Source organism: Streptomyces sp. NBC_01216 (genome assembly GCF_035994945.1).
In the GTDB taxonomy this organism is placed as follows: domain Bacteria; phylum Actinomycetota; class Actinomycetes; order Streptomycetales; family Streptomycetaceae; genus Streptomyces.
Genome location: NZ_CP108677.1, coordinates 2,532,610 through 2,553,018, shown reverse-complemented (window position 1 = coordinate 2,553,018; position 20,409 = coordinate 2,532,610). Strand labels below are relative to the sequence as shown.

Genomic DNA, 20,409 nt, shown 5'->3' with positions numbered 1-20,409 from the left:
TCCCCGGGCCTAGAAGAAGGTGCGGAGGTAGTCGACGACGGTGCCGTCGGCCTCGACCAGTGGGATCAGCTGCCACTTGTCGAAGGACGTGCACGGATGGGACAGGCCCATGCCGACCCAGTCGCCGACCTCCAGTTCGGCCTCCGGTTCCGTCCTGAGCCAGCTGTGCTGGTCGGACAGTCCGGTGACGGTGATGCCGTCGGCCGGGCGCACGGAGCCGTCGCGCGCCGAGCGGACCACCTGGGCCTCGGGCAGGCCGAGGTCGTAGGCGGCGTCGCGCTTGCCCGCGTTGGTGAATGCCTGATCCGGGGCGGGGCGGGAGACGACCTGCGACCAGAGCCGGAAGGCGGGTTCCAGCGCGCCGTCCCCGGGGATCCGGTTGAAAGGGGTGAGGCGGCGGTAGTGGCCGTCGTCGTGCGAGACGTACGCGCCCGAGCGCAGCAGCTTCAGTACGGGCCGGGAGAGCGCGGGGATGCCGGCGAAGGCGTCGGCCACGGTGTCGAACCACGCGCTGCCGCCCGCGCTGACCACGATCTCCTCGAGCTCCGGGGCGAAGCGGCCGGTCTCGTCGAAGGCCACGGCGAGGGCGACGAGGCGGTCCAGCCACTCCCGCACCCGTGCGGCGTCGGCGCGCGGGACCTCTCCCTCGTAGCCGGCGACACCCGCCAGGCGCAGGGTGCGGGTGGCGGCCACCGCGTCGGCGACGGCGGCGCAGTCGTCCTCGGTCCGGGCTCCGGTCCGGGCGCCTTCGCCGGCTCCGAGCTCGACGACCACGTCGACGGGGCGGCGGGCGCCGGCCTCGGTGAGGGCCGCGTCCATCAGTTCGACGCCTCGCACGGAGTCGACGTAGCAGAGGAAGCGGAAGTCGGGGTCGGCGTCGAGGTCGGCCGCGAGCCGGCGCAGGGCGACGGCGTCCACCAGTTCGTTGGCGAGGAAGATCCGGGAGATGCCGTACGCGCGGTAGACATGCGCCTGGTGCGGGACGGCGGCGGTGATGCCCCAGGCGCCGTGCTCCAGCTGCCGGGCGAAGAGCTCGGGAGCCATCGAGGTCTTGCCGTGCGGCGCGAACGCGAGGCCGTGGCGCTCGGCGTAGGTCTCCAGGAGTCTCAGGTTGTGCTCCAGGGACTCGGCGGACAGTGCGAGGACGGGGGTGGTGAAACCGCCGGTGAAGAGGTTGCGGCGCTGGGCGGCCAGGGCGCCGACCGTCAGGCCCTCGGCATCGGGGGGCAGCGACTTGAAGCGGTGGTCGACCCGCTCCTCCGACAGCGACTTCGCGGCACGGACGGCCCGCGCGACGGCCCGCGTGACGGCCGGATCGCCGGCCGGCCGGCCCTGCGCCGGCGGCTCCGGCGCGGCTGCCGGGCCCACGCCCGCGCCGCGGCTCTCGTCCCGGCTCTCGTCCCTGGCTTCGCCTCCGGCCCCGGCCGGTCCGGCGGCCTGGTGGGCGGTCTGGTCGGCCGTCTGCTCGGCGGGCACGGGGCCTCCTCCGTCGATGACAGGTAGCTGTTGCGTCATGCGCAACGATCGTTGCGTATATCGCTTGGTGCTGTCTAACATCCGGGCCAGTGGCGGGTCAATGGACCCGCGCGACCCGACGAGGAGCCGCGTGTGACCGGAACCCCGCTCGCGGAGGCGCCCGTGGACGTGGTGTGCCTCGGCGAGTCCATGGTCACCTTCCTGCCCTCGCGGCCGGGCCGCCTCGCCGACGTTCCGGCCTTCGCCCGCGCCATCGGCGGTGCCGAGTCCAACGTGGCCTGCGTCCTGGCCGCCGCCGGCCACCGGGCCAGGTGGGTCGGCCGGGTCGGCCGGGACGGTTTCGGGGACCACCTGGTCGACGCGATCGCCGCCTACGGCGTGGACGTGTCGGCGGTGCGGCGGGACGCGGCGCGCCCGACCGGGATCTACTTCCGCACGGCGACGGACCGGGCGAACGACACGCACGAGGTCGCCTACTACCGGGCGGGCTCCGCGGCCTCGGCGATGTCGCCGCTGACCGTGCCGTACGACTCCGTCGCCGGGGGCCGGATCCTGCACCTGTCCGGCATCACCGCCGCCCTCTCGGCGGACTGCCTCGCGCTGATGCGTACTCTCACGGCGCCCCGTCCGGCCCGTCCGCTGGTCTCCTTCGACGTCAACCACCGGCCGGCGCTCTGGCGCGGGGTGCCGGGTGCCGGGGTGCTCCTGGAACTCGCCCGCGGCGCGGACCTGGTCTTCGTCGGTGAGGACGAGGCGCGGCAGGTCTGGGGCCTGAGCGGACCGACCGCCATCCGCGCGGCCCTGCCGGAACCGGCGGTCCTGGTCGTGAAGCGCGGTGCGGCGGGTGCGGTCGTCTTCGCACGCGCCCCCGGCCCCCGGCACGCCGGGGCCGCGGCCGTGCCCGCCCCCGCCGGGGACACCGCCTCGTCCCCCTCGTCCGCGGCTCTCCCGTCCGTGGCAGCCGCCTCCCCGGCGCCCGCCGGTGGCCCCGGGTCGGTCCCGGCGCAGGACACCGTCACCGCCGTCCCCGCGCCCGTCGTCGAGGTCGTCGCCCCCGTCGGCGCCGGAGACGGCTTCGCCGCCGGATTCCTCTCCGCGACCCTCCGTGGGCTCGGCCCACGCGAACGCGTCCGCTACGGACACCTGATGGCCGCCGCCGCGCTCACCGTCCCCGGAGACCTCGCCGCGCCACCCCGCCGTACCCACGCCGACCGGCTCGTCGCCCTCGACGACGCGGCCTGGGAGACACTGCACCTCGGCCCCGGCTGGACCGGGGAGGACCAGGAGGTACGTCCATGAGCCAGACCGTCGACCGCGCGCTGAGCATCCTGCCGCTGCTCGCCCAGGGGCCCGCCGACCTCGGGCAGGTCGCCGACCGGCTCGGGGTGCACAAGTCCACGGCCCTGCGTCTGCTGCGCACCCTGCACGAGCACGGACTCGTCCACCGACAGCAGGACCAGCGCTACCGCCTCGGCGCCCGTCTCATCGCCCTCGCCCAGGAAGCCGTCGAGAACCTCGACGTCCGCGAGATCGCCCACCCCCATCTCGTCGCGCTCGGCGAGCGGATCGGCCACACCGTCCACCTCGCGGTCATGGAGGAGGGCGAGGTCCTCTACATCGACAAGGTCGAGAGCCGCTACCCGGTCCGGATGTACTCGCGCATCGGCAAGCCCGTCGCGATCACCGTCGCCGCCGTCGCCAAGCTGCTGCTCGCCGACCTCCCCGAAACCGAGCGCCGCGCCTTCGCCGCCAAGCTCGACTACCCCATGTACACGCCCCGTTCGACCCCGAACGCCACCGCCTTCCTCAAGGAGCTGGCGACCGTGCGCGAACAGGGCTGGGCCACCGACCTCGGCGGCCACGAGGAGTCCATCAACTGCGTCGGGGCACCCGTCCGCGGCGCGGACGGGCGGGTCGTCGCCGCCATGTCGGTCTCGGCACCCAACGTGATCGTGACCGCAGAGGAACTCCTCGCCCTGCTCCCCCTGGTCCGCGGCGCCGCGGACGCCGTCAGCCGGGACTACTCCGGCCGGCCCCATCCCTCCTGAGGAAGCCTCCGATGACCGAGAAGACCGCGATCACCCCCGCCACCCACACCGCCCCGCCGGCGAGGTTCTCGCACGGCGTGCGGAAGGGCGGCCTCCTCCAGGTCGCCGGCCAGGTCGGCTTCCCGCCCGCGGTCCCGGGCCGCGCCCCGGCCCCGGCCGGCCCCACCCTGCGCGAGCAGACCCTCCAGACCTTCGCGAACGTCCGGGCGGTCCTGGAGGAGGGCGGAGCGAGCTGGGACGACGTGATGATGATGCGCGTCTACCTCACCGACGTCGGCCACTTCGCCGAGATGAACGAGATCTACGACGCGTACTTCGAGGAGCAGGACCTCAAGGCCCCGCCCGCGGCCCGGACCACCGTCTACGTCGGCCTGCCCCCGGGGCTCCTCATCGAGATCGACGCCCTGGCCGTCCTCGGCTGACCGTGCGCGGGGCGGTGCGCGGCGGGTCCGCGGCCGTCGCGGGCCCGCCGCGCCGTGCCGGCGAGGTCAGCTCGCGCAGTACTGGTCCTGCTTGCCGATGGAGCGGTACATGCAGTCGGCGTTCTCCAGCAGCCGGAGCACCGCGTCCCGGTTGCGGCTCGTCTCCCGCTCGATCACCTCGTCGGGCGGGTAGAAGCCGCCGTTCCAGGAGGAGGTCGGGTACATCTCGAAGGTGTACCCGAAGATCCGCTGCGCGCCCCACAGGTAGTCGTCGATCGAGCCGTCGGTGATGTACAGGTCGCTGGACTGCTCGGCGGTGTAGCCGTTGCTCGCGGCCATCGCCCTGCCGACGGCGGCGAAGGCGTCGCGGTCGTCCCGGGTCATGCCCGGGGCGGTGTCCGCCCCGGTCCAGCCGAACGGCCAGAGCACCAGCTCGCTGTAGGTGTGGAAGTCGATGCCGGCCTTGATCTGCTGCTCACCGCCGATCACCCGGGAACGGACGAAGTCGGCGACGACCTTCACCTCGGGGGCGGACTCGGGGGCGGTGCCCCGGTACGTCTCGGAGCTCCTGGAGCCCGAGGAGCCCCCGCAGCAGCCCCACTTGTAGTCCCAGTTGCGGTTCAGGTCGGTGCCGACGTAGCGGGAGCCGGAGTTGGGCTGACGGTTCTTCCGCCAGCCGCGGTAGGAGCCGGTGGCGATGTCGTACTCGCCGCCGTCCGGGTTGAGGTCCGGCACGATCCAGATCTCGCGGCCGTCGACCGCCGCGGTGACCCGCGGGTCGGTGCCGTAGCCGGCGCCCAGCTCGCGCAGCAGGTAGAGGGCCATCTCGACGGTGAGGTGCTCGCGGGCGTGCTGGTGGTGGGTGAAGAGGACCTCGGGCTCGTCCTCGTCCGTGCCCACGTTGTCGCTGATCTTGACGGCGACGATGTCCCGGCCCTGGTACGTCCGGCCGATGACCCGCTTGTTCATGATGCCCGGGTACTGGGCGACGCGCTGGTCGATCTCCGCGTTCATCTCCGCGTAGTTGTGGTAGCGCGAGTCGGCCGAGGGGAAGTCGTACGGGCCGGCGGCGAGGCCCTCGACGGTGCGCGCCGGCGGGCCGGGGAGCGCCTCGGGGTCGTAGCCCAGCGCCTTGAGCCGGCGCAGTTGCCCGGCGTCGGCGCTGACCACGACCGAGCGGGCGTCGACCTCGTCGACGGAGACGCCGGTGGCCGCCAGCGCGGTGCGGGCGGCGGGGGTGGAGGGGCCGGCGATCTCGTACTGACGGATGACTTCTTCGGTGGCGGCGGCGGTCGGCGCCGGGTCGGCCCCGGCGGGAGTCGCGTTGACGGAGAGCGGCGCCGCGAGGGCGAGCGCCAGCAGGGCCGCGAGGGTGACGGGCCTTCGTCCGCGAAGTCGAAGTCGCATGCTGTCTCCTGGGTGGGGAGTGTGGGGGTGTGCGACGGATCCGGTTGCGGGTCTCCGGGCACATGGTGAAGCTATGGCATGCACCGGTCAAGCATGGACTTCGGCCATACGGCATCGCGCGGGGGCGCCGGGGAGGCGGGGAGGCGGGGGACGCGAGAGAGCGGCGGGGCTCCCGGGGCCGTCCGGGCGGGCGCTCGCGGGCGCACGCGAACAGCGCCGCCGGGGGAGCGGCGGCGCTGCGCGGTGGTACGTCCCGGCGGGGAGCCCGCCAGGTGGTCCGGCCGGGTGAAGGTCACCCGGCCGATCCTCAGGGGAGGTTGTGGACGTGCGGGCCGACCGCGTCGGACCAGGCGTTGCCCGCCGTCGCGTCCCAGTTGGTCGACCAGGTCATCGCGCCGCGCAGGTCCGGCCAGGTCCGCGTGGGCTTGAAGGTGCCGCAGCCGGTTCCGCGGGACAGGCAGTCCAGCGCGTTCCTGACCACCGTCGGGGAGACGTAGCCACTGCCGGCGCCGCGGGTCGAGGCGGGTACGCCCAGGCCGATCTGCGAGGCGTCGAGACCACCCTGGAGCTGGATGCAGGCGAGCGCGGTGAGGAAGTCCACCGAGCCCTGGCTGTAGACCTTGCCGTCACAGCCGAGCATCGAACCGCTGTTGTAGTACTGCATGTTGACGACCGTGAGGATGTCCTTCACGGCCAGCGCCGTCTTGAAGTACTCGGTGCCGGTCGACTGCATGTCGATGGTCTGCGGGGCCATTGTCAGGACCATGGAGGAGCCGGCCTTGGCCGACAGCTGACGCAGCGCCTTGGTCAGGTAGGTGGAGTTGATGCCGTGCTCGAGGTCGATGTCGACGCCGTTGAAGCCGTACTCCTGCATCAGGGCGTAGGCGCTGTCGGCGAAGGCGGTCGCGGAGGCGTCACTGTTGATGGTGACGTTCCCCTTCTCGCCGCCGACCGAGAGGATCACGGACTTGCCGGCCGCCTTCTTGGCCGCGACGTCCGCCTTGAAGTCGGTGACCGAGGCGTAGCCGACGGCCGGGTCGAGGGCGAAGGTGATCCGCCCCGGCGTGGTCGTCGACTCGGCGAAGGAGACGGCGATGATGTCGTACTGTGCCTGCACGTCCCGCAGCTTCTGGACGGTCGCGCCGTTGTCGAAGTTCTGCCAGTAGCCGGTCAGCGCGTGCTTGGGCACGGCCGGGCCGGGACCCGGGTCGGTGACCTCGCTCGTCTTCGCGGAGACGGTGGCCGACTTGGCGGACTCGCCCGCGGAGTTCGTCGCGGACACCCGGAACTGGTAGGTGGTGTTCGCGGCAAGCCCGGTGACCGTGGCCGACGCCCCGTTCACGGAGAGCACCTTGGAGCCGTCGCGGTAGACGTTGTAACCGGTGGCGCCGGAGACCGCGCCCCAGTTCAGGGCGACGGAGGACGAGGTGACCGTGCCCGCGGCGAGGCCGGCCGGGGTGCCCGGGACGACCGGGTCGGGGTCCTGGCCGCCGCCCCCGTCGGGGCCGAAGACGCTCACGTCGTCGACCGAGTAGGCGGCGGTGCCGTACCAGCCGTGGGTGTAGATCTGCACGGACGTGGTGTTCGAGCCGGTGGTGAAGGTGGTGCTGAGGTGCTTCCAGGAGCCGCTGTCGGGCGTCCAGGTGGAGACGTCGGTGGTCCCGGTTCCGCTCGCCCCGAGGTAGGCGTAGCCCCCCTGGACCCAGGCGCTCAGCGTGTACGTGGAGCCGGGTTTCACGGCCACGGTCTGCGTGCACTTGGCGTTGTCGAGACCGGCCGGGGTGGCCCGCAGGGCGCCCGCCCCGGTCCGTACCGGCGAGGAGACGGCCGCCCCGCTGCCCGCGGAACAGGACCAGTTGGTGAGTCCGGCCTCGAATCCCGCGTTCTTGGCCACGTTGACGTCCGCGGCCTGGGCGGTGCCGGCGCCGCCGACGAGTACGAGCCCGGAGCCGACGGCGAGCGCGAGGACGCCGCCGACCCCTTGGCGCCGTCGGGCGCGGGAGCGTGTGGTGGTGCGGTCCACTGGGAGCCTCCGGTGGGGGAGTCGGGGATGGAGGGCCGTACGTCATGCGGGGGAGGGTGTACGGAACGGTGGCCACCGCTGGAGGAACAAGTTGGTCCAGACCAATTGAGTTGTCAAGACCTCTGGCGGGAAACGGTGTTGGCGCATGGGCCCCCGGGCCCAGCCGGGGGCCCAGGGAAGGGCCCAGGCCGGGACGCGGGGCCGGGCCCGGAGTGGGTCCGGCCCGGACCCACCGCGGACCCATCTGGACCCAAGAAACTCACCCCCGCTTAGCGGATTGTGTGTTCACCACCCCGCGCCTCGTGGATACAGTGCAGAGGCAACCGCGCTGCGCGATGACGCGGTGAACGCAGAGTGACGACAGGGGGTCTGACGTGCCGACAGCGATCGCGGTCACCAGCGCCGGCCTGGTGCTGCCGCCGACCGACCAGCGGACCCCCGAGGCCGCGGTCCTGCCCGCCCCGGAAACCCAGCCGCTCGCCTCCTCCGTCGCCGACTTCCAGCTCCTGCTCGACCGGTACGGACACGTGATCGTCGTCTGCCCCTCCTCGGCGCCCGCCGCGAGCACACAGCGCCTGCACGCCGTGCGCTCCCTGCTGGAGAGCGACCGGATCGCCCTGGTCAAGTCCGATCTCCCGCCGCTCGGCGTCGCCGTCCTGGCAAGGCAGCTACGGCAGTTGTCCGCCTGCGACTTCACCCCCGGGGTGGTGGCCACCGCCGCCCGGCTGCTCGCCCACTACATCTACGCGGGCGCCGTCCTGGGCTCCGTCGCCCGGCTCGACCGGGTGCCGGTCACGCTCAAGTCCCACGTCAAAGGCTGGCTGCCGGGGTCCCAGTTCGCCGTCCTCGCCGGACCCGTTCCCCAGCTCGCCAGGATCACCGCCGACACCCCGCCGCCGACCGGCCCCGAGTTCGCCACCCAGCTGCTGCTGGCCCGCGGCCAGCTCCACACCGACTGGCCCGCCACCACCCTCGTCCCCCGATGGCAGGTCCAGGGAGTGCAGGAGGCCCCGCTGCCGACCGAGTCGCCCCGCTGGTGGGGAACCGGCCGCCTCGTCGAGTTCGCCGCCTACCTGCCCGACATCGCCGTCCTGCACCAACTCGTCTCCTCCGTAAGGCGGGAGACCTGTCACTGGTGCCGGATGGAACTCATCGGCGACCGCTGCGGCTTCTGCTCCGCCCCCCTTCGCACGGCGTCGCCCGCGCGCACCGTCGCCCCGGCCACGGCCCCCGCGCCCCGCCACCGCGGCCCGGCGGCCCGCGTCCCGTGACCCCGCGTCCCTCCCGCCACGCCTGCCGACCGCACCGCGCCCGTCCCACGCCCCCGGCGCTCCCGCACCGCGCCCCCGTCCGCCGCGTCACACGTCCACGATCGAGGTAGTCCGGCCATGAACTCCCGCCAGCGTCGCGGCGTCCTCCTGCTCCTGCTGTCCGTCCTGTGCGCCCTCGGCGCCTTCGCCGGCGTCCTCTCCGTGATCAGCGACGCGAACGCCAAGGTCGGCCCCGAAGTGACCGCGTACCGGATCAGGAAGGACGTGGCGCCCTACACCGCGCTGGAGGCGGCCCAGTTCGAGAAGGTCTCGATGCCCGAACGGTGGCTCTCGGCCACCGCCGTCACCGACCTCGCCCAGATCCGCGGCAAGATCGCCGTCACCACGCTCCGGAAGGGCTCCCTCCTCCAGAGCGACATGATCGTCCGCCGCCCGGCGCTCCGGCCCGGCCAGCAGGAGATCGCCATCATGATCGACGCCGCCACCGGAGTGGCCGGCAAGATCACCCCCGGCGCGACCGTCAACATCTACGCCACCTTCGCCGGCGAGCGGGGCGGCGCCCCCGCCCAGTCCAAGGTCATCGTCAGCAACGCCCGCGTCCTCGACGTGGGCACCCTCACCCCGATCACCGCCGGCCGCGACGAGCGCGGCAGCCAGGCCACCGAGGCCGTACCGATCACCTTCGCCCTCTCCACCCTCGACACCCAACGCGTCGCCTACGCCGAGTCCTTCGCCGAGCACGTGCGGCTCGCACTCGTGGCACCCGGCGGCGAGAACACGGTCACCCCCGGCGACCGCACCTACACGCTCGACAAGGACAAGTGAGGCCGGTATGACCACCAGGATCCTGCCGGCCGTGGGCGACGCCGACGACGCCCGGTCGGTCACCGCCCTGCTCGGCCGACTCCCCGACACCGAAGCGGCCCCACCGGTCGGCGACTCCACCCGCCTCGTCGACACCCTCGCCCGGCTCGCCGCCGAATCCGTGGACCGGCTGCCCGAGGTGGTCCTGGTCCACGAACGGATCGGCCCCCTACCGGCACTGGACCTCGTCCGCGAGGTCGCCCTCCGCTTCCCCGTCGTCGGAGTCGTCCTCATCACCGCCGACGCGAGCCCCGTCCTCTTCTCGGCCGCCATGGACTCCGGCGCCCGCGGCCTGGTCACCCTGCCCCTCGGCCACGAGGAACTCGCCAGCCGCGTCCAGGCCGCCGCCCAGTGGTCCGCCGGCGTCCGCCGCCACCTCGGCGGCGTGGCCGAGGTCCACGACGGTCCCGGCGGCACCGTCGTCACCGTCAGCGGCGCCAAGGGCGGGGTGGGCACCACCGTCACCGCCGTCCAGCTCGCCCTCGCCGCCCGCGCCTCCGGCCGCAGCGTCGCCCTCGTCGACATGGACCTCCAGGGCGGCGACATCGCCTCCTACCTCGACGTACAGTTCCGCCGCTCCCTCGCCGACCTCGCGGCCGTCGACGACATCTCGCCGCGCGTCCTCCAGGACGCCGTCTACGACCACGAGACCGGACTCGCCCTGCTCCTCGCCCCCGGCGACGGCGAGCGCGGCGAGGAGGTCACCGACCGCGCCGCCCGGCAGATCCTCGGGGCCCTCCGCTCCCGCCACGAGGTCGTGGTCGTCGACTGCGGGACGTACCTGACCGGAGCCGGTGCCGTCGCCGTCGAGATGGCCGACACCGCCCTGCTGGTCACCACCCCCGACGTGGTCGCGGTGCGGGCCGCGAAGCGCACGGTACGGATGTGGGAGCGACTCCGGATCCGCAAGGCCGAGGAGAGCATCTGCCTGGTCAACCGCTACCACCGCTCCACCGAGATCCAGCCCGCCCTCATCCAGAAGATCACCGGAGCGCGCCTGGCGGGCATCGCCGTCCCCGCCGGCTTCAAGGAACTCCAGGCGGTCGTCGACTCCGGCCGGATGCACGACCTCGACGCCCGCTCCACCGTGAAACAGGCCCTGTGGTCACTGGCCGGAGAACTCGGCCTGGTGCACGCGCCCGGCGACACGGGAGCCCACCCGGGCAAGCAGCTCGCCCGGGTCGCCCGGGGAAGCGACCGCGGCGCGCTGGGGCTGCGCCGACGGGGCGGAGGGCGATGACCGTGGCCGGACGGTTCCGGGACGACCAGGGGCAGGTGGCGATCGAGTTCCTCGGCATGGTGCCGCTCATCCTGCTGACCCTGGTGCTGCTGTGGCAGTGCGTCCTGGTCGGCTACACCTTCACGCTCGCCGGGAACGCAGCGGACGAGGCGGCACGGGCGGCGGCGGTCGGCGACGACTGCGTGGCGGCGGGAAGACGGAACCTGGACGGGGCCTGGTCGTCCGGCGCGGTGGCCTGCAGCGGCGACGGGGAGATGGTGCACGCGACGGTGTCCCTCCGGGTCCCGGTCCTCTTCCCGGGCGCGATCAGCTTTCCCTTCACGGTCGACGCCGAGGCCGGAGCCGTACGGGAAGACCGGAGGCGACCGTGACCCGGCACACCACACGACGCCCGCCCCGCGGCACACCCACCCCGCCCCCCGACGCCGGCCGGCACGACCGGGACCGCGACACCGCCGCCCGGGGCCGCGCCCGGGACCGCGCCGCCCGGGACCGCCACGGCGACGGCACCACGCCCACCCCGCCCCGTGGCGGCTCTCCCGGCCGTACGGGCATCCGCCCCGCAGCGCATCGCGAAGCCCGGCCCTCGCCCCGTGGCACCGCTCCCGGCGGCCCACGCACCCGCCCCGCCCGTGACCGCGGACAGGTGGCCGTCGAGTACCTGGGCTTCCTGCCGGTGCTGCTGCTCGTCGCGCTCGCCGGCATCCAGCTCGGACTCGCCTCCTACGCGGCCCAGCAGGCCGGGACCGGCGCCCGCGCCGCGGCACGCGCCGCCACCCGGCACGACTTCCCCCTCGACCCCCGCACGGCCGGCCGGTCCGCGATGAGCGACTGGATCGCCGAGCGCAGCGACGTCGCCGTCGTCGAGAGCGGAAACGAGGCCGTCGCCACCGTCACCGTGGGTGTCCCGTCCGTCGTCCCCTTCTGGGACTTCGGCGACGTGAGCAAGTCCGCGACCATGCCACTGCCCCAGGAGGACGCTCCGTGAGCCTGCGGTCCCGCATCAGCGCCCCCGAGGAGAACGGGCCCGGCGGCAGGGAAGACGGCCACCTCGTCGCCACCTTCCGCGCCAAACTCCTCGAAGAGATCGACCTCACCGAGATGTCCGCGCTCGCCGCGGCGGAACGCCGGACCCGCCTCGAACGCGTCCTCGGGCACATCATCAGCCGCGAAGGCCCCGTCCTCTCCACCGTGGAACGGGCCCAACTCATCCGCCGCGTCGTCGACGAGGCACTCGGCCTCGGCGTCCTCGAACCTCTCCTCGAAGACGCCTCCATCACCGAGATCATGGTCAACGGCCCCGACCAGATCTTCATCGAACGGGCCGGCCGCGTCGAACTGCTCCCGCTGCGCTTCGCCTCCCACGAGCAGCTCATGCAGACCATCGAGCGGATCGTCTCCACCGTCAACCGCCGCGTGGACGAGTCGAACCCGATGGTCGACGCCCGGCTGCCCACGGGCGAACGCGTCAACGTCGTCATCCCGCCCCTGTCACTGACCGGGGCGACACTCACGATCCGCCGCTTCCCCCGCGCCTACACCCTCCACGAGATGACCGCCCTCGGCTCGCTCGACGACCAGATGCTGTTCCTGCTCTCCGGACTCGTCCAGGCCAAGTTCAACATCATCGTCTCCGGCGCCACCGGCACCGGGAAGACCACCCTCCTCAACGCCCTCTCCGGACTCATCCCCGAGGGCGAACGGGTCATCACCATCGAGGACTCCGCCGAACTCCAGCTCCAGCAGTCCCACGTCATCCGCCTCGAAAGCCGGCCCCCGAACATCGAGGGGCGCGGCCAGGTCAGCATCCGGGACCTCGTCCGCAACTCCCTGCGCATGCGCCCCGACCGCATCATCGTCGGCGAGGTCCGCGGCGGCGAGACCCTCGACATGCTCCAGGCCATGTCCACCGGCCACGACGGCTCCCTCGCCACCGTGCACGCCAACTCCGCTGAGGACGCCCTGACTCGGCTGCAGACCCTCGCGTCCATGTCCGAGGTCCGCGTCCCCTTCGAGGCCCTCCGCGACCAGATCAACAGCGCCGTCGACGTCCTCGTCCAACTCACCCGGCACCCCGACGGCACCCGCCGGATCACCGAGATCGCCCTCCTCGCCTCCCACGGACGCGAACGGTTCACCCTCGCCACCGTCTGCCGATTCCGGGCCCGGCCGATCGCCGCCGACGGCCGCGTCCACGGCGAGTTCGCTTACCACCCGCTCCCGCGCCGCGTCGCCGAACGGCTCTACATGGCGGGCCAGCCCATCCCGCAGGCGTTCGGCGTCGCCACGTCGGACGACCAGCTCGCCACCCGAGAAGCGAAGTAGGAAGCGACGATGAACGACCCGACCCCGCTGACGATCGGCGTCACGCTGCTCGCCTGCCTCCTCGGCGTGATCGGCGTACGGATGTACGCGAGCGGAGCCGCCCAGCGCGCGGCCCTCGTCGCCCGGCTCACCGACACCGGCCCGCCCGAGGCCACCGGCCGGCGCCGCCGCCGCTTCCGCGGCATCGACCGGCGCGTCCGCCGCACCCGCTTCGGCCGCCGGCTCGAACTCCGGATCTCCGCCACCGGCCTCGACCTGACGCCCGGCGAGTTCCTCGTCGCGATGGCCGCGACCGTCGCCGCCCTGTGGATGATCGGACAGGCCCTGCTCTCCCCGTTCTTCGGTCCCCTCTGCGGATTCCTCGGCCTGTGGATCGCTCTGGGCTTCCTCGGCTGGCAGCGCCAGAAACGCATCGAGAAGTTCATCAACCAGCTCCCCGAACTCTCCCGCATCCTCGCCAACGCCACCCAGGCCGGACTCGCCCTGCGCATGGCCCTCAGCATGGCCGCCGACGAGCTGGAGGCACCGGCCGGCGACGAACTGGAGAAGGTCGCCCAGCAGCTCGCCGTCGGCACCTCCCTCGACGACGCCCTCGGCGAGCTCGCCGAACGCCTGCCGTCCCGCGAACTCGTCGTCCTCGTCACCACGCTCGTCCTCGCCAACAAGGCCGGCGGCACCGTCGTCTCCTCCCTGCGCAACCTGACCGAGACGCTGGAGGAACGCAAGGAGACACGGCGCGAGGTCCGCACCCAGTTGTCCCAGGTCAGCATGACCGCCTACGCCGTCCCCGTCATCGGCATCGGCTCCCTCCTGCTCATCGACAACATGCAGCCCGGCGCCTTGGACCGGATGACCGGCTCCGGACTCGGCCAGGCCGCCGTCGTGGCCGCCTTCGCCCTGTACGTCGTCGGCTTCGCCGTCATCCGCCGCTTCTCGAAGATCGACGTCTGAGGGGAGGACCTCGTGGACCTGCTGCTCGCCTTCCTCGCCGGCCTGGCCGTCGCCGGAGCCTTCTACGGCATCCGCCTCTACCGTGCCGACGCGAGACTCCCCGACGACCTCCGGCTGGCCCTGGAGGTCGGCGCCACCCGCACCGGCGCCGTCGACTCCCTCGTCGACCGCCTCGGCATGCGCTACTCGGCCACCGTGCTGCGGCTCATGGGCCCCAAGCGGGTCAACGCCGTCCGCCGCCGGATCGACCTCGCGGGAAACCCCGGCGGCCTGACCATCGACCGCTACGGGGCACGGCGCGCCGTCTACGGCTTCCTCGGCGGTCTCGGCGGCCTGATCATGCTTTTCAACGGAGACGTACTCGTCGCCCTGCTGCTGTTCGCCTTCGCCGCGTTCTGGACCGAGGTCGGCATCTGGTCCGCCGTCCGCATCCGGAAGGACCAGATCGAACGCACCCTGCCCGACTTCCTCGACGTCCTCGCCGTCGTCGTCTCCGCCGGGCTCGGCTTCCGGCAGGCGCTCGACCGCGTCGCCGACAAGTACGAAGGCCCCTGGGCCGACGAACTCCGCATCACCCTCCGTCAGATGGACATGGGCGTCAGCCGCCGCCAGGCATTCGACGAACTGCGCCGCCGCAACGACAGCGAACAGGTCGCCCAGTTCGTCACCGCCCTCCAGCAAGGCGAGGAACTCGGCGCCCCGATCGTGGACACCCTCATCCAGATCGCCAACGACATGCGGCGCACCGACGCGCAGAACGCCCGGAGGAAGGCCGCGAAGGCCGTCCCGAAGGCCACCATGGTGATCACGACCCTGATGGTCCCGGCGACCATGATCCTGCTCGGTGCGGGCCTGTTCCTCGGAACGGGCACGAACTTCGGCTCGATCACCGGCGAGTGACAGCCATGAGAGCGGCATCCACCACGACCCTGCAGGTCAACGCCCTCCAGGCGCTGTGCCGCCAGGTCTTCGGCTTCCGCCTCGCCATGATCGCCCTCGCCACCCCCGCCGCTCTCCTCAACGCCGCCCCCGGCCTCCCCCGGAAACTCGTCGGCGCCGCCGTCCTCGTCACCTTCATGGGCTCGTACGTCCTGTTCAGGGACTGGGAACGCTTCGGGCCGCTCCTCCTGCGACACCCCGCCCTCCTCGCCGCCGACACCCTCTTCGGCTCGCTGCTCCTCGTCACCGCCGGCCCCCAGAGCACCCTCGGCTACGTCAGTGTCTGCACCCCTCTCCTCGCCGGCCTCGGCTACGGCTGGCGCGGTGCCGCGTTCTTCGCGAGTCTCCAGTCGCTGATCCTGCTCGCCGTCCACGCCGCCGACCCGCGCCACCCGCGCATGGGACTCGGCGAAGCCACCCAACTGCCCGGCCTCTGCGTCGTCACCGGTGCCCTCGGCGTCACCCTCGGCGGCCTGCTGCTCCGCTTCGGCGCGGCCAGCCAGGCCCTCACCGACACCCGCGCCCGCCTCGCCGCCGCCCAGGCCGTGGAGGAGGAACGCGCCCGCCTCGCCCGCGAGATGCATGACTCGGTCGCCACCACCCTGCATGGCCTCGCCCTCGCGGCCGACGGACTCGCCGCCACCGACGGCCCCCCGACCGTCCGCGACCAGGCCGCGCTCGTGGCCCGCTCCGCCCGCCGGGCGGCGGCCGAATCACGCGAACTCCTCGCTGACCTGCGCCGCCGGGCGTACGGCGGCGACGGAACGGCCGACGTCGACGTACCAGCGGAACTGGCTCTACGAGTAGCCGACTTCGGCCACCGCTCCGGCATCACCGCCGCCTACCGGCGGGTCGGGGACGAAGCCGTACCCCCTGTCCCCTACTCCGTGGCACGCCACCTGCTGACCATCGCCACCGAAGCCATGGAGAACGCCGGCCGCCACGCCCACCCGACCCGGGTCGACGTCTCCGCCGGAGTCTTCGCGGGTCTGCTGCGCATCACGGTCCGCGACGACGGCCGCGGACTGCCCCCGGACACGACGCTGGACGGCCTGCGCGGGACCGGCCACTTCGGCCTGGTGGGAATGGTGGAACGGGCCGCGGGCGTCGGTGCGCGCATCCGGATCGGAAAGGGCGCGGGCGCGACGGGCACGGAGGTCCGCCTGGAGCTTCCCGTGGGGAGGACGGTCGGCGTATGACACTCAGGGTGCTGGTCGCGGACGACAACCCGGTCGTACGAGCGGGTCTGTCGGCCCTGCTCGGCGGACACCCCGACATCGAGGTGGTGGCGGAGGCGACCAACGGCCGTACAGCGCTCGAGGGCGCGGAACGGCTGCGCCCGGACGTGATCCTCCTCGACGTCCGCATGCCCGAACTCGACGGCCTGGCGGCCCTGCCGAGCCTGGTCCGGCTGGCCCCGGTGATGATGCTGACCTACACCGGCGAGAGCACCGTGGTCCGCGAGGCACTGCGCCTGGGAGCGGGCGGCTACCTGGTCCACGGTGAGTTCACGGCCGAGGAGCTGGTCACCGCCGTACGCGACGTCCGAGCGGGCCGCGCCCACTTCACCCCGACGGCGGCGAACGCACTCCTTGGCGTAGTGAGAGGTGCGACTGCACATGAATATTCGGCGCCAAGCCTCTTGAGTTCATTGAAGTTTGGTCTTATGTCTTCGCAAGCGCAACGGAATGTGGCACAGTTTGGACTGAGTGTGAGGGAGGCGGAGGTGATGGACCTGATCGCGTCGGGCATGAGCAACCGTCAGATCGCCGACACCTGCTTCATCAGCGAGAAAACGGTCAAGAACCACATCAACCGCATCTTCGCGAAGCTCCACAGCCGCACGCGAAGCGAAGCGATAGCGGCCTGGCTGGGCACGAGGACGGCATCATGACCACCCCGACCGACCACCACGGGCACGGCCGCCTTTGGGTCCCTGGACCCTGTTCCCTCCCCGGACCCCGGGCATACCGTGCCGGTGCCGACATCGGCGCGAAGGAGCAGGAACCCAGAGGGGGTCAGGATGAACGACGCGCTACTGAGGGCCGTGACCAAGGCCAAGGTTCACCTGTCGAGCTGGGCACGCGAAACGTCCCGGGACCGGAACCGGCGACTTCGCGGGGACCGGGGGCAGACGGCGGTCGAGTACCTGGGGATCATCGTGGTCGTGGTGGCGATCGTGGTGGCGATCACGGGGACGGACATCGGGCAGACGATCAAGGGCGCGATCACCAACAAGATCGCGGAGCTCACCGGCAACTAGCGCTCCACGGTGCACGAGGAGACTCAGGGCAGGCGTTCCCCATCTACATCGTGGTGGTGGCGGGTCTGCTCTTCCTCGCGTTCGCCTATTTCGTCGTAGGCCAGGCAGCGTCCACGCGCAACGGAGCCCAGACAGCTGCTGATGCCGCCGCGCTCGCGGCAGCTCAGGACGCGCGCGACCAGCTCAGAGATGGCTGGCTAGATGTCATTCTCGATCCTTCTCGGTGGGATGACTTCGTCGACGGCAGAGCCTACGACGAAGGGGCCGCCTGCCTCAGTGCGGCCTCCTTCGCAGCCAAGAATCAGGCGACACTCTCTGGAGACGGCTGTGTGCCGCTTTCCGGGCAGGAAGGCTTCATGGTGGAGGTGCGCACCCTGAACGCCGTGGGCGCGTCCGTTGTACCCGGCACGGAGAAGCAACACGCCGCGGCAACGGCTTCTGCGGTCATCGAACCCCGCTGCATCTTCGAGGCGACCGAGCCCGCGCCAGACTCCGAAGAGCCTTCGCCGGACCCGTCCAGTCCGGGCCCGATACCTACGCCTACCCTGACGGAGCCCAGCCCCATTCTCGGCCTCACCTGTCACGGAATCGTTTGGGAGATCGATCCTGAGGCCCCCAGACTGCCGAGCGCAGCCGATCTCTTCACCGTTCGACTGGCCGACTGACAAACGAAGGAACCGCGACCCATGAGCGCTCGGTACGCAACGCAGATCCGCAAGGGGACGATCGCCGTCGTCCTAGCGGCTCTCGTCCTCAGCGTGGCCGGCTGCGGCAGCGAGGACGAAGCCCCCAGAGGCAAGGCATCCGCGAGCACAGCCGACCCTAAGCCCACTGCAGGCGGCAAGGGAGCACAGACCGAAGAGCCTGCCGAAGTGCTGGCCATCCTCAAAGGGCCGGAAGGTTTCGAGTTGGTCATCAACTCGGCGCGCCGTGACGCGGGTGGTTTTGTCACAGTCAAGGGCTTGCTGAAGAACGCTTCGGGCAAGGGGCGCGCCGTCCCCGTGGGGGTTCAGGGAAACGAGACGGAAGTGCTGAAGCACGGAAGCTCCTTTGGTGGAGCGAGCCTCGTGGACTCCCGCGAGAAGAAGCGCTACTACGTCCTGCGTGACACAGATGGACGTCCGCTGACGACAACTGGTCTGAGCCTGATCGGCGCCGGGGAATCCGCTGCCGTCTTCATGCAGTTTCCCGCCCCTCCCGCCGGCACCACCGAGGTAATGCTTCAGCTTCCCACCTTCGACCCCGGCACCATCAAACTCTCCTGAGGGCTGCCGCCATGACCACCACCCCCCACCGCTTCGCGGTTCTCGCCACCGCCACGCTCCTCGCGGCGTGCACCCTCACCGTCGGCCCCGCGCGTGCCGACGATCCCCCCGGGTCTGCCGCGTCCGCGTCGCCACCACCCGAGATCGACACGAACGCGCCGGAACTCATGCTTCCCGACGGGGCGACCCTCGCGCCCGCCAAGATCCTCGACATCAAGCAGGTTGTCGAGGAGGAGGGTGGTGAGCAGCGCCGCGAGGACACCAACGTCGACATCACCTTCGCGCTCCAGGCCGAGGTGCTCTTCGGCAAGGACAGTGCCAAGCTGAGCAGCTCCGCCACTGCCCGGATCGCCGCCATCGCCGCAGAGATCAACAAACAGAACTCCGGCAGGGTCCGGGTCTTCGGGTTCACCGACAACCTCGGCTCGTACGAACACGGCCTCACGCTCTCCAAGCAGCGCGCCGACGCCGTTCAGCAGGAGCTGGCCAGGAGTCTCGGCCCTGGGAAGACCTTCGACATCCGCGGTTACAGCGAGGACTATCCCATCGCAGACAACCGCACCGAGGAAGGCCGGAAGAAGAACCGTCGCGTCGAGGTGTCCTTCCCCCGGACGACGGGCGGATAGATGTTGGGAGGCGCCGCGGTGTCAGCCGCTCTCGCCCTCGTGCTCGCCCCGCCGGCGCCGTCCCCTGGCGACACGGCGCCGGTCGCGCCGCTGCCCCCCTACCGAACGGACCGGGCCGCGAAGCCCGTCGCGGGTGCGGCAGCCGGCGACCGGGGGCCGCTGCTTCCAGGGCCGGGTACCTATACCGATGTGATCGCGAAGGGCGAGAAGAAGTTCTACCGGGTCCATCTCGACGGTGTCTCCAACGTCTTCCTCTCCGCCGTACTCGCCCCGCCGCCGGGCGGCACCGTCGGCGTGGTCGACGGCATCACACTGTCCCTGACGACGGCCTCCGGCATCGCCTGCGGCGGACTGAACGACCTTCGCTTCTACGGCGAGTCCGCCCGCCCGATCGCCGACTACGTCAGCCGCCGCATCGAAGCCGGGCGCGACTGCCAACAACCCGGCGACTACCTGTTCGCCGTCGAAGGCGTGGGCCGCGAGCAGGACAGCGTCACAGCGACCAGGATGCCGGTCGAGCTGAAGTACGTCGTCGAACCCGGGCTCAGGAACGACGCGACACCACCACCCGCGCCGACCGGGTGGAGCACCACGGCACCCCCGCTCGTGAGCGGCCCCGCGCGACAGGTAGGCGGGGGAACGGGGTTCAACGACGCACCCCTTCTCGGTGACGGCGGCTGGCGCGACACCCTTCGGCCCGGGGAGAGCCGTTTCTACCGGGTCCCCCTCGCCTGGGGGCAACAGCTCGGCGTCACCGCCCGGTTCGCCAACTCGGCATCGCCGGAAGGCACCGTCACAGCGGACGGACTGCGGGTCGCGCTCTACAACCCGGCCCGCGGCGCCGTCGAGGAACGCAAGGCCCTCTACACCGGCCGGCCCACGACCGTCTCCCTCCTCACCGCGCCCGCCGCGTACGCGAACCGGACCCAGGGCTCCTCCGGCGCCGTACGGGCGATGCGCTTCCAGGGTGCGTACTACCTTCAGCTCACCCTCGACCGCCGCGTCCCCGAAGCCGTCCCGCTGGAGCTGGACGTCTCGGTCCGGGGAGCACCCCAGCCGGGCCCGGAGTACGCGGGAGAAGCAGACGCCACCGTGTTCGGCCTCGCCACCCACGGCACGGACCACCGCCGCTCGATGCTGGCCGTGGGGATCGGCGGGATCGGCCTGGGTACGGCACTGGTCCTCGGCCTGGTGGCCTGGTCGGCCGCGAGCCGACGCGGGATGTCGACCCGCCCCGTGTCCGGCCCGGGGACCGGTCCTGCGGCGTAGCCGACCACCCCTTTGCCTTC

The 20,409-nt window shown here is 72.0% G+C and carries 21 protein-coding genes; 18 read left to right on the top strand and 3 right to left on the bottom strand.

Features of this window, described 5'->3' with window-relative positions:
* Positions 1 to 9: 9 nt before the first annotated feature.
* A complete protein-coding gene (locus OG393_RS10765; protein ID WP_327374437.1) occupies positions 10 to 1,515 on the bottom strand; it encodes an amino acid deaminase in 1,506 nt (501 codons plus the stop codon).
* 150 nt (positions 1,516 to 1,665) lie between these two features.
* Between OG393_RS10765 and OG393_RS10760 the strand changes: the two genes are divergently transcribed.
* Genes OG393_RS10760 through OG393_RS10750 form a run of 3 tightly spaced genes read left to right on the top strand, consistent with a single transcriptional unit; the run spans position 1,666 to position 3,946 of the window.
* Positions 1,666 to 2,775: a sugar kinase gene (locus tag OG393_RS10760; protein WP_442817410.1), complete on the top strand. Its 1,110-nt coding sequence runs from the start codon at positions 1,666 to 1,668 to the stop codon at positions 2,773 to 2,775.
* Entirely contained in the window at positions 2,772 to 3,524 is a 753-nt protein-coding gene (locus OG393_RS10755; RefSeq protein WP_327374435.1) for an IclR family transcriptional regulator, read from the top strand. The genes OG393_RS10760 and OG393_RS10755 overlap by 4 nt, the downstream gene beginning before the upstream one ends.
* Positions 3,525 to 3,535: 11 nt before the next feature.
* A complete protein-coding gene (locus OG393_RS10750) occupies positions 3,536 to 3,946 on the top strand; it encodes a RidA family protein (protein WP_327374434.1) in 411 nt (136 codons plus the stop codon).
* Between the two features lie 66 nt (positions 3,947 to 4,012).
* Here the strand turns inward: OG393_RS10750 and OG393_RS10745 are convergent, their stop codons facing one another.
* Together OG393_RS10745 and OG393_RS10740 are read right to left on the bottom strand one after the other, a co-directional pair.
* Entirely contained in the window at positions 4,013 to 5,353 is a 1,341-nt protein-coding gene (locus tag OG393_RS10745; RefSeq protein WP_327374433.1) for a M14 family metallopeptidase, read from the bottom strand.
* Positions 5,354 to 5,660: 307 nt separating this feature from the next.
* The gene (locus tag OG393_RS10740) at positions 5,661 to 7,376 is read right to left on the bottom strand and encodes a chitinase (protein ID WP_327374432.1); all 1,716 of its coding nucleotides are present in this window, start codon (positions 7,374 to 7,376) and stop codon (positions 5,661 to 5,663) included.
* Between the two features lie 374 nt (positions 7,377 to 7,750).
* Here OG393_RS10740 and OG393_RS10735 point away from each other — a divergent pair, with 374 nt between their 5' ends.
* The 15 genes from OG393_RS10735 to OG393_RS10665 all read left to right on the top strand — a co-directional run bounded on the left by OG393_RS10735 (position 7,751) and on the right by OG393_RS10665 (position 20,389).
* The gene (locus OG393_RS10735) at positions 7,751 to 8,647 is read left to right on the top strand and encodes a hypothetical protein (protein WP_327374431.1); all 897 of its coding nucleotides are present in this window, start codon (positions 7,751 to 7,753) and stop codon (positions 8,645 to 8,647) included.
* A 117-nt stretch (positions 8,648 to 8,764) separates the two neighbouring features.
* Positions 8,765 to 9,472, top strand: a complete 708-nt coding sequence (gene cpaB, locus OG393_RS10730) for a Flp pilus assembly protein CpaB (protein WP_327374430.1) — start codon at positions 8,765 to 8,767, stop codon at positions 9,470 to 9,472.
* Between the two features lie 7 nt (positions 9,473 to 9,479).
* Positions 9,480 to 10,751, top strand: a complete 1,272-nt coding sequence (locus tag OG393_RS10725) for an AAA family ATPase (RefSeq protein ID WP_327374429.1) — start codon at positions 9,480 to 9,482, stop codon at positions 10,749 to 10,751.
* Positions 10,748 to 11,122 carry a TadE/TadG family type IV pilus assembly protein gene (locus tag OG393_RS10720; RefSeq protein ID WP_327374428.1) on the top strand — a complete coding sequence of 125 codons (375 nt, stop codon included), beginning with the start codon at positions 10,748 to 10,750 and terminating at the stop codon, positions 11,120 to 11,122. Before OG393_RS10725 ends, OG393_RS10720 begins: the two co-directional genes overlap by 4 nt.
* The gene (locus tag OG393_RS10715) at positions 11,119 to 11,739 is read left to right on the top strand and encodes a TadE/TadG family type IV pilus assembly protein (protein WP_327374427.1); all 621 of its coding nucleotides are present in this window, start codon (positions 11,119 to 11,121) and stop codon (positions 11,737 to 11,739) included. Before OG393_RS10720 ends, OG393_RS10715 begins: the two co-directional genes overlap by 4 nt.
* Positions 11,736 to 13,076 carry a CpaF family protein gene (locus OG393_RS10710; protein WP_327374426.1) on the top strand — a complete coding sequence of 447 codons (1,341 nt, stop codon included), beginning with the start codon at positions 11,736 to 11,738 and terminating at the stop codon, positions 13,074 to 13,076. Before OG393_RS10715 ends, OG393_RS10710 begins: the two co-directional genes overlap by 4 nt.
* 9 nt (positions 13,077 to 13,085) lie before the next feature.
* On the top strand, positions 13,086 to 14,027 hold the full coding sequence (locus OG393_RS10705) for a type II secretion system F family protein (RefSeq protein WP_327374425.1): 942 nt from the start codon (positions 13,086 to 13,088) through the stop codon (positions 14,025 to 14,027).
* A 12-nt stretch (positions 14,028 to 14,039) separates the two neighbouring features.
* Complete coding sequence (locus OG393_RS10700; protein ID WP_327374424.1) at positions 14,040 to 14,927, top strand: DUF5936 domain-containing protein; 888 nt, start codon at positions 14,040 to 14,042, stop codon at positions 14,925 to 14,927.
* Positions 14,928 to 14,932: 5 nt separating this feature from the next.
* Complete coding sequence (locus OG393_RS10695) at positions 14,933 to 16,165, top strand: sensor histidine kinase (protein ID WP_327374423.1); 1,233 nt, start codon at positions 14,933 to 14,935, stop codon at positions 16,163 to 16,165.
* Positions 16,162 to 16,860: a response regulator transcription factor gene (locus OG393_RS10690; protein ID WP_327374422.1), complete on the top strand. Its 699-nt coding sequence runs from the start codon at positions 16,162 to 16,164 to the stop codon at positions 16,858 to 16,860. Before OG393_RS10695 ends, OG393_RS10690 begins: the two co-directional genes overlap by 4 nt.
* Before the next feature lie 129 nt (positions 16,861 to 16,989).
* Positions 16,990 to 17,229 carry a Flp family type IVb pilin gene (locus OG393_RS10685; protein WP_327374421.1) on the top strand — a complete coding sequence of 80 codons (240 nt, stop codon included), beginning with the start codon at positions 16,990 to 16,992 and terminating at the stop codon, positions 17,227 to 17,229.
* 56 nt (positions 17,230 to 17,285) lie between these two features.
* Positions 17,286 to 17,894 (top strand): pilus assembly protein TadG-related protein, encoded by a 609-nt coding sequence (locus OG393_RS10680; protein WP_442817289.1) that lies wholly within the window; start codon positions 17,286 to 17,288, stop codon positions 17,892 to 17,894.
* A 21-nt stretch (positions 17,895 to 17,915) separates the two neighbouring features.
* Entirely contained in the window at positions 17,916 to 18,494 is a 579-nt protein-coding gene (locus OG393_RS10675; protein ID WP_327374420.1) for a hypothetical protein, read from the top strand.
* Positions 18,495 to 18,505: 11 nt separating this feature from the next.
* Complete coding sequence (locus OG393_RS10670; protein ID WP_327374419.1) at positions 18,506 to 19,120, top strand: OmpA family protein; 615 nt, start codon at positions 18,506 to 18,508, stop codon at positions 19,118 to 19,120.
* Positions 19,121 to 19,138: 18 nt separating this feature from the next.
* Positions 19,139 to 20,389, top strand: coding sequence for a hypothetical protein (locus tag OG393_RS10665; protein WP_327374418.1), 1,251 nt, complete (start codon positions 19,139 to 19,141; stop codon positions 20,387 to 20,389).
* Positions 20,390 to 20,409: the final 20 nt, after the last annotated feature.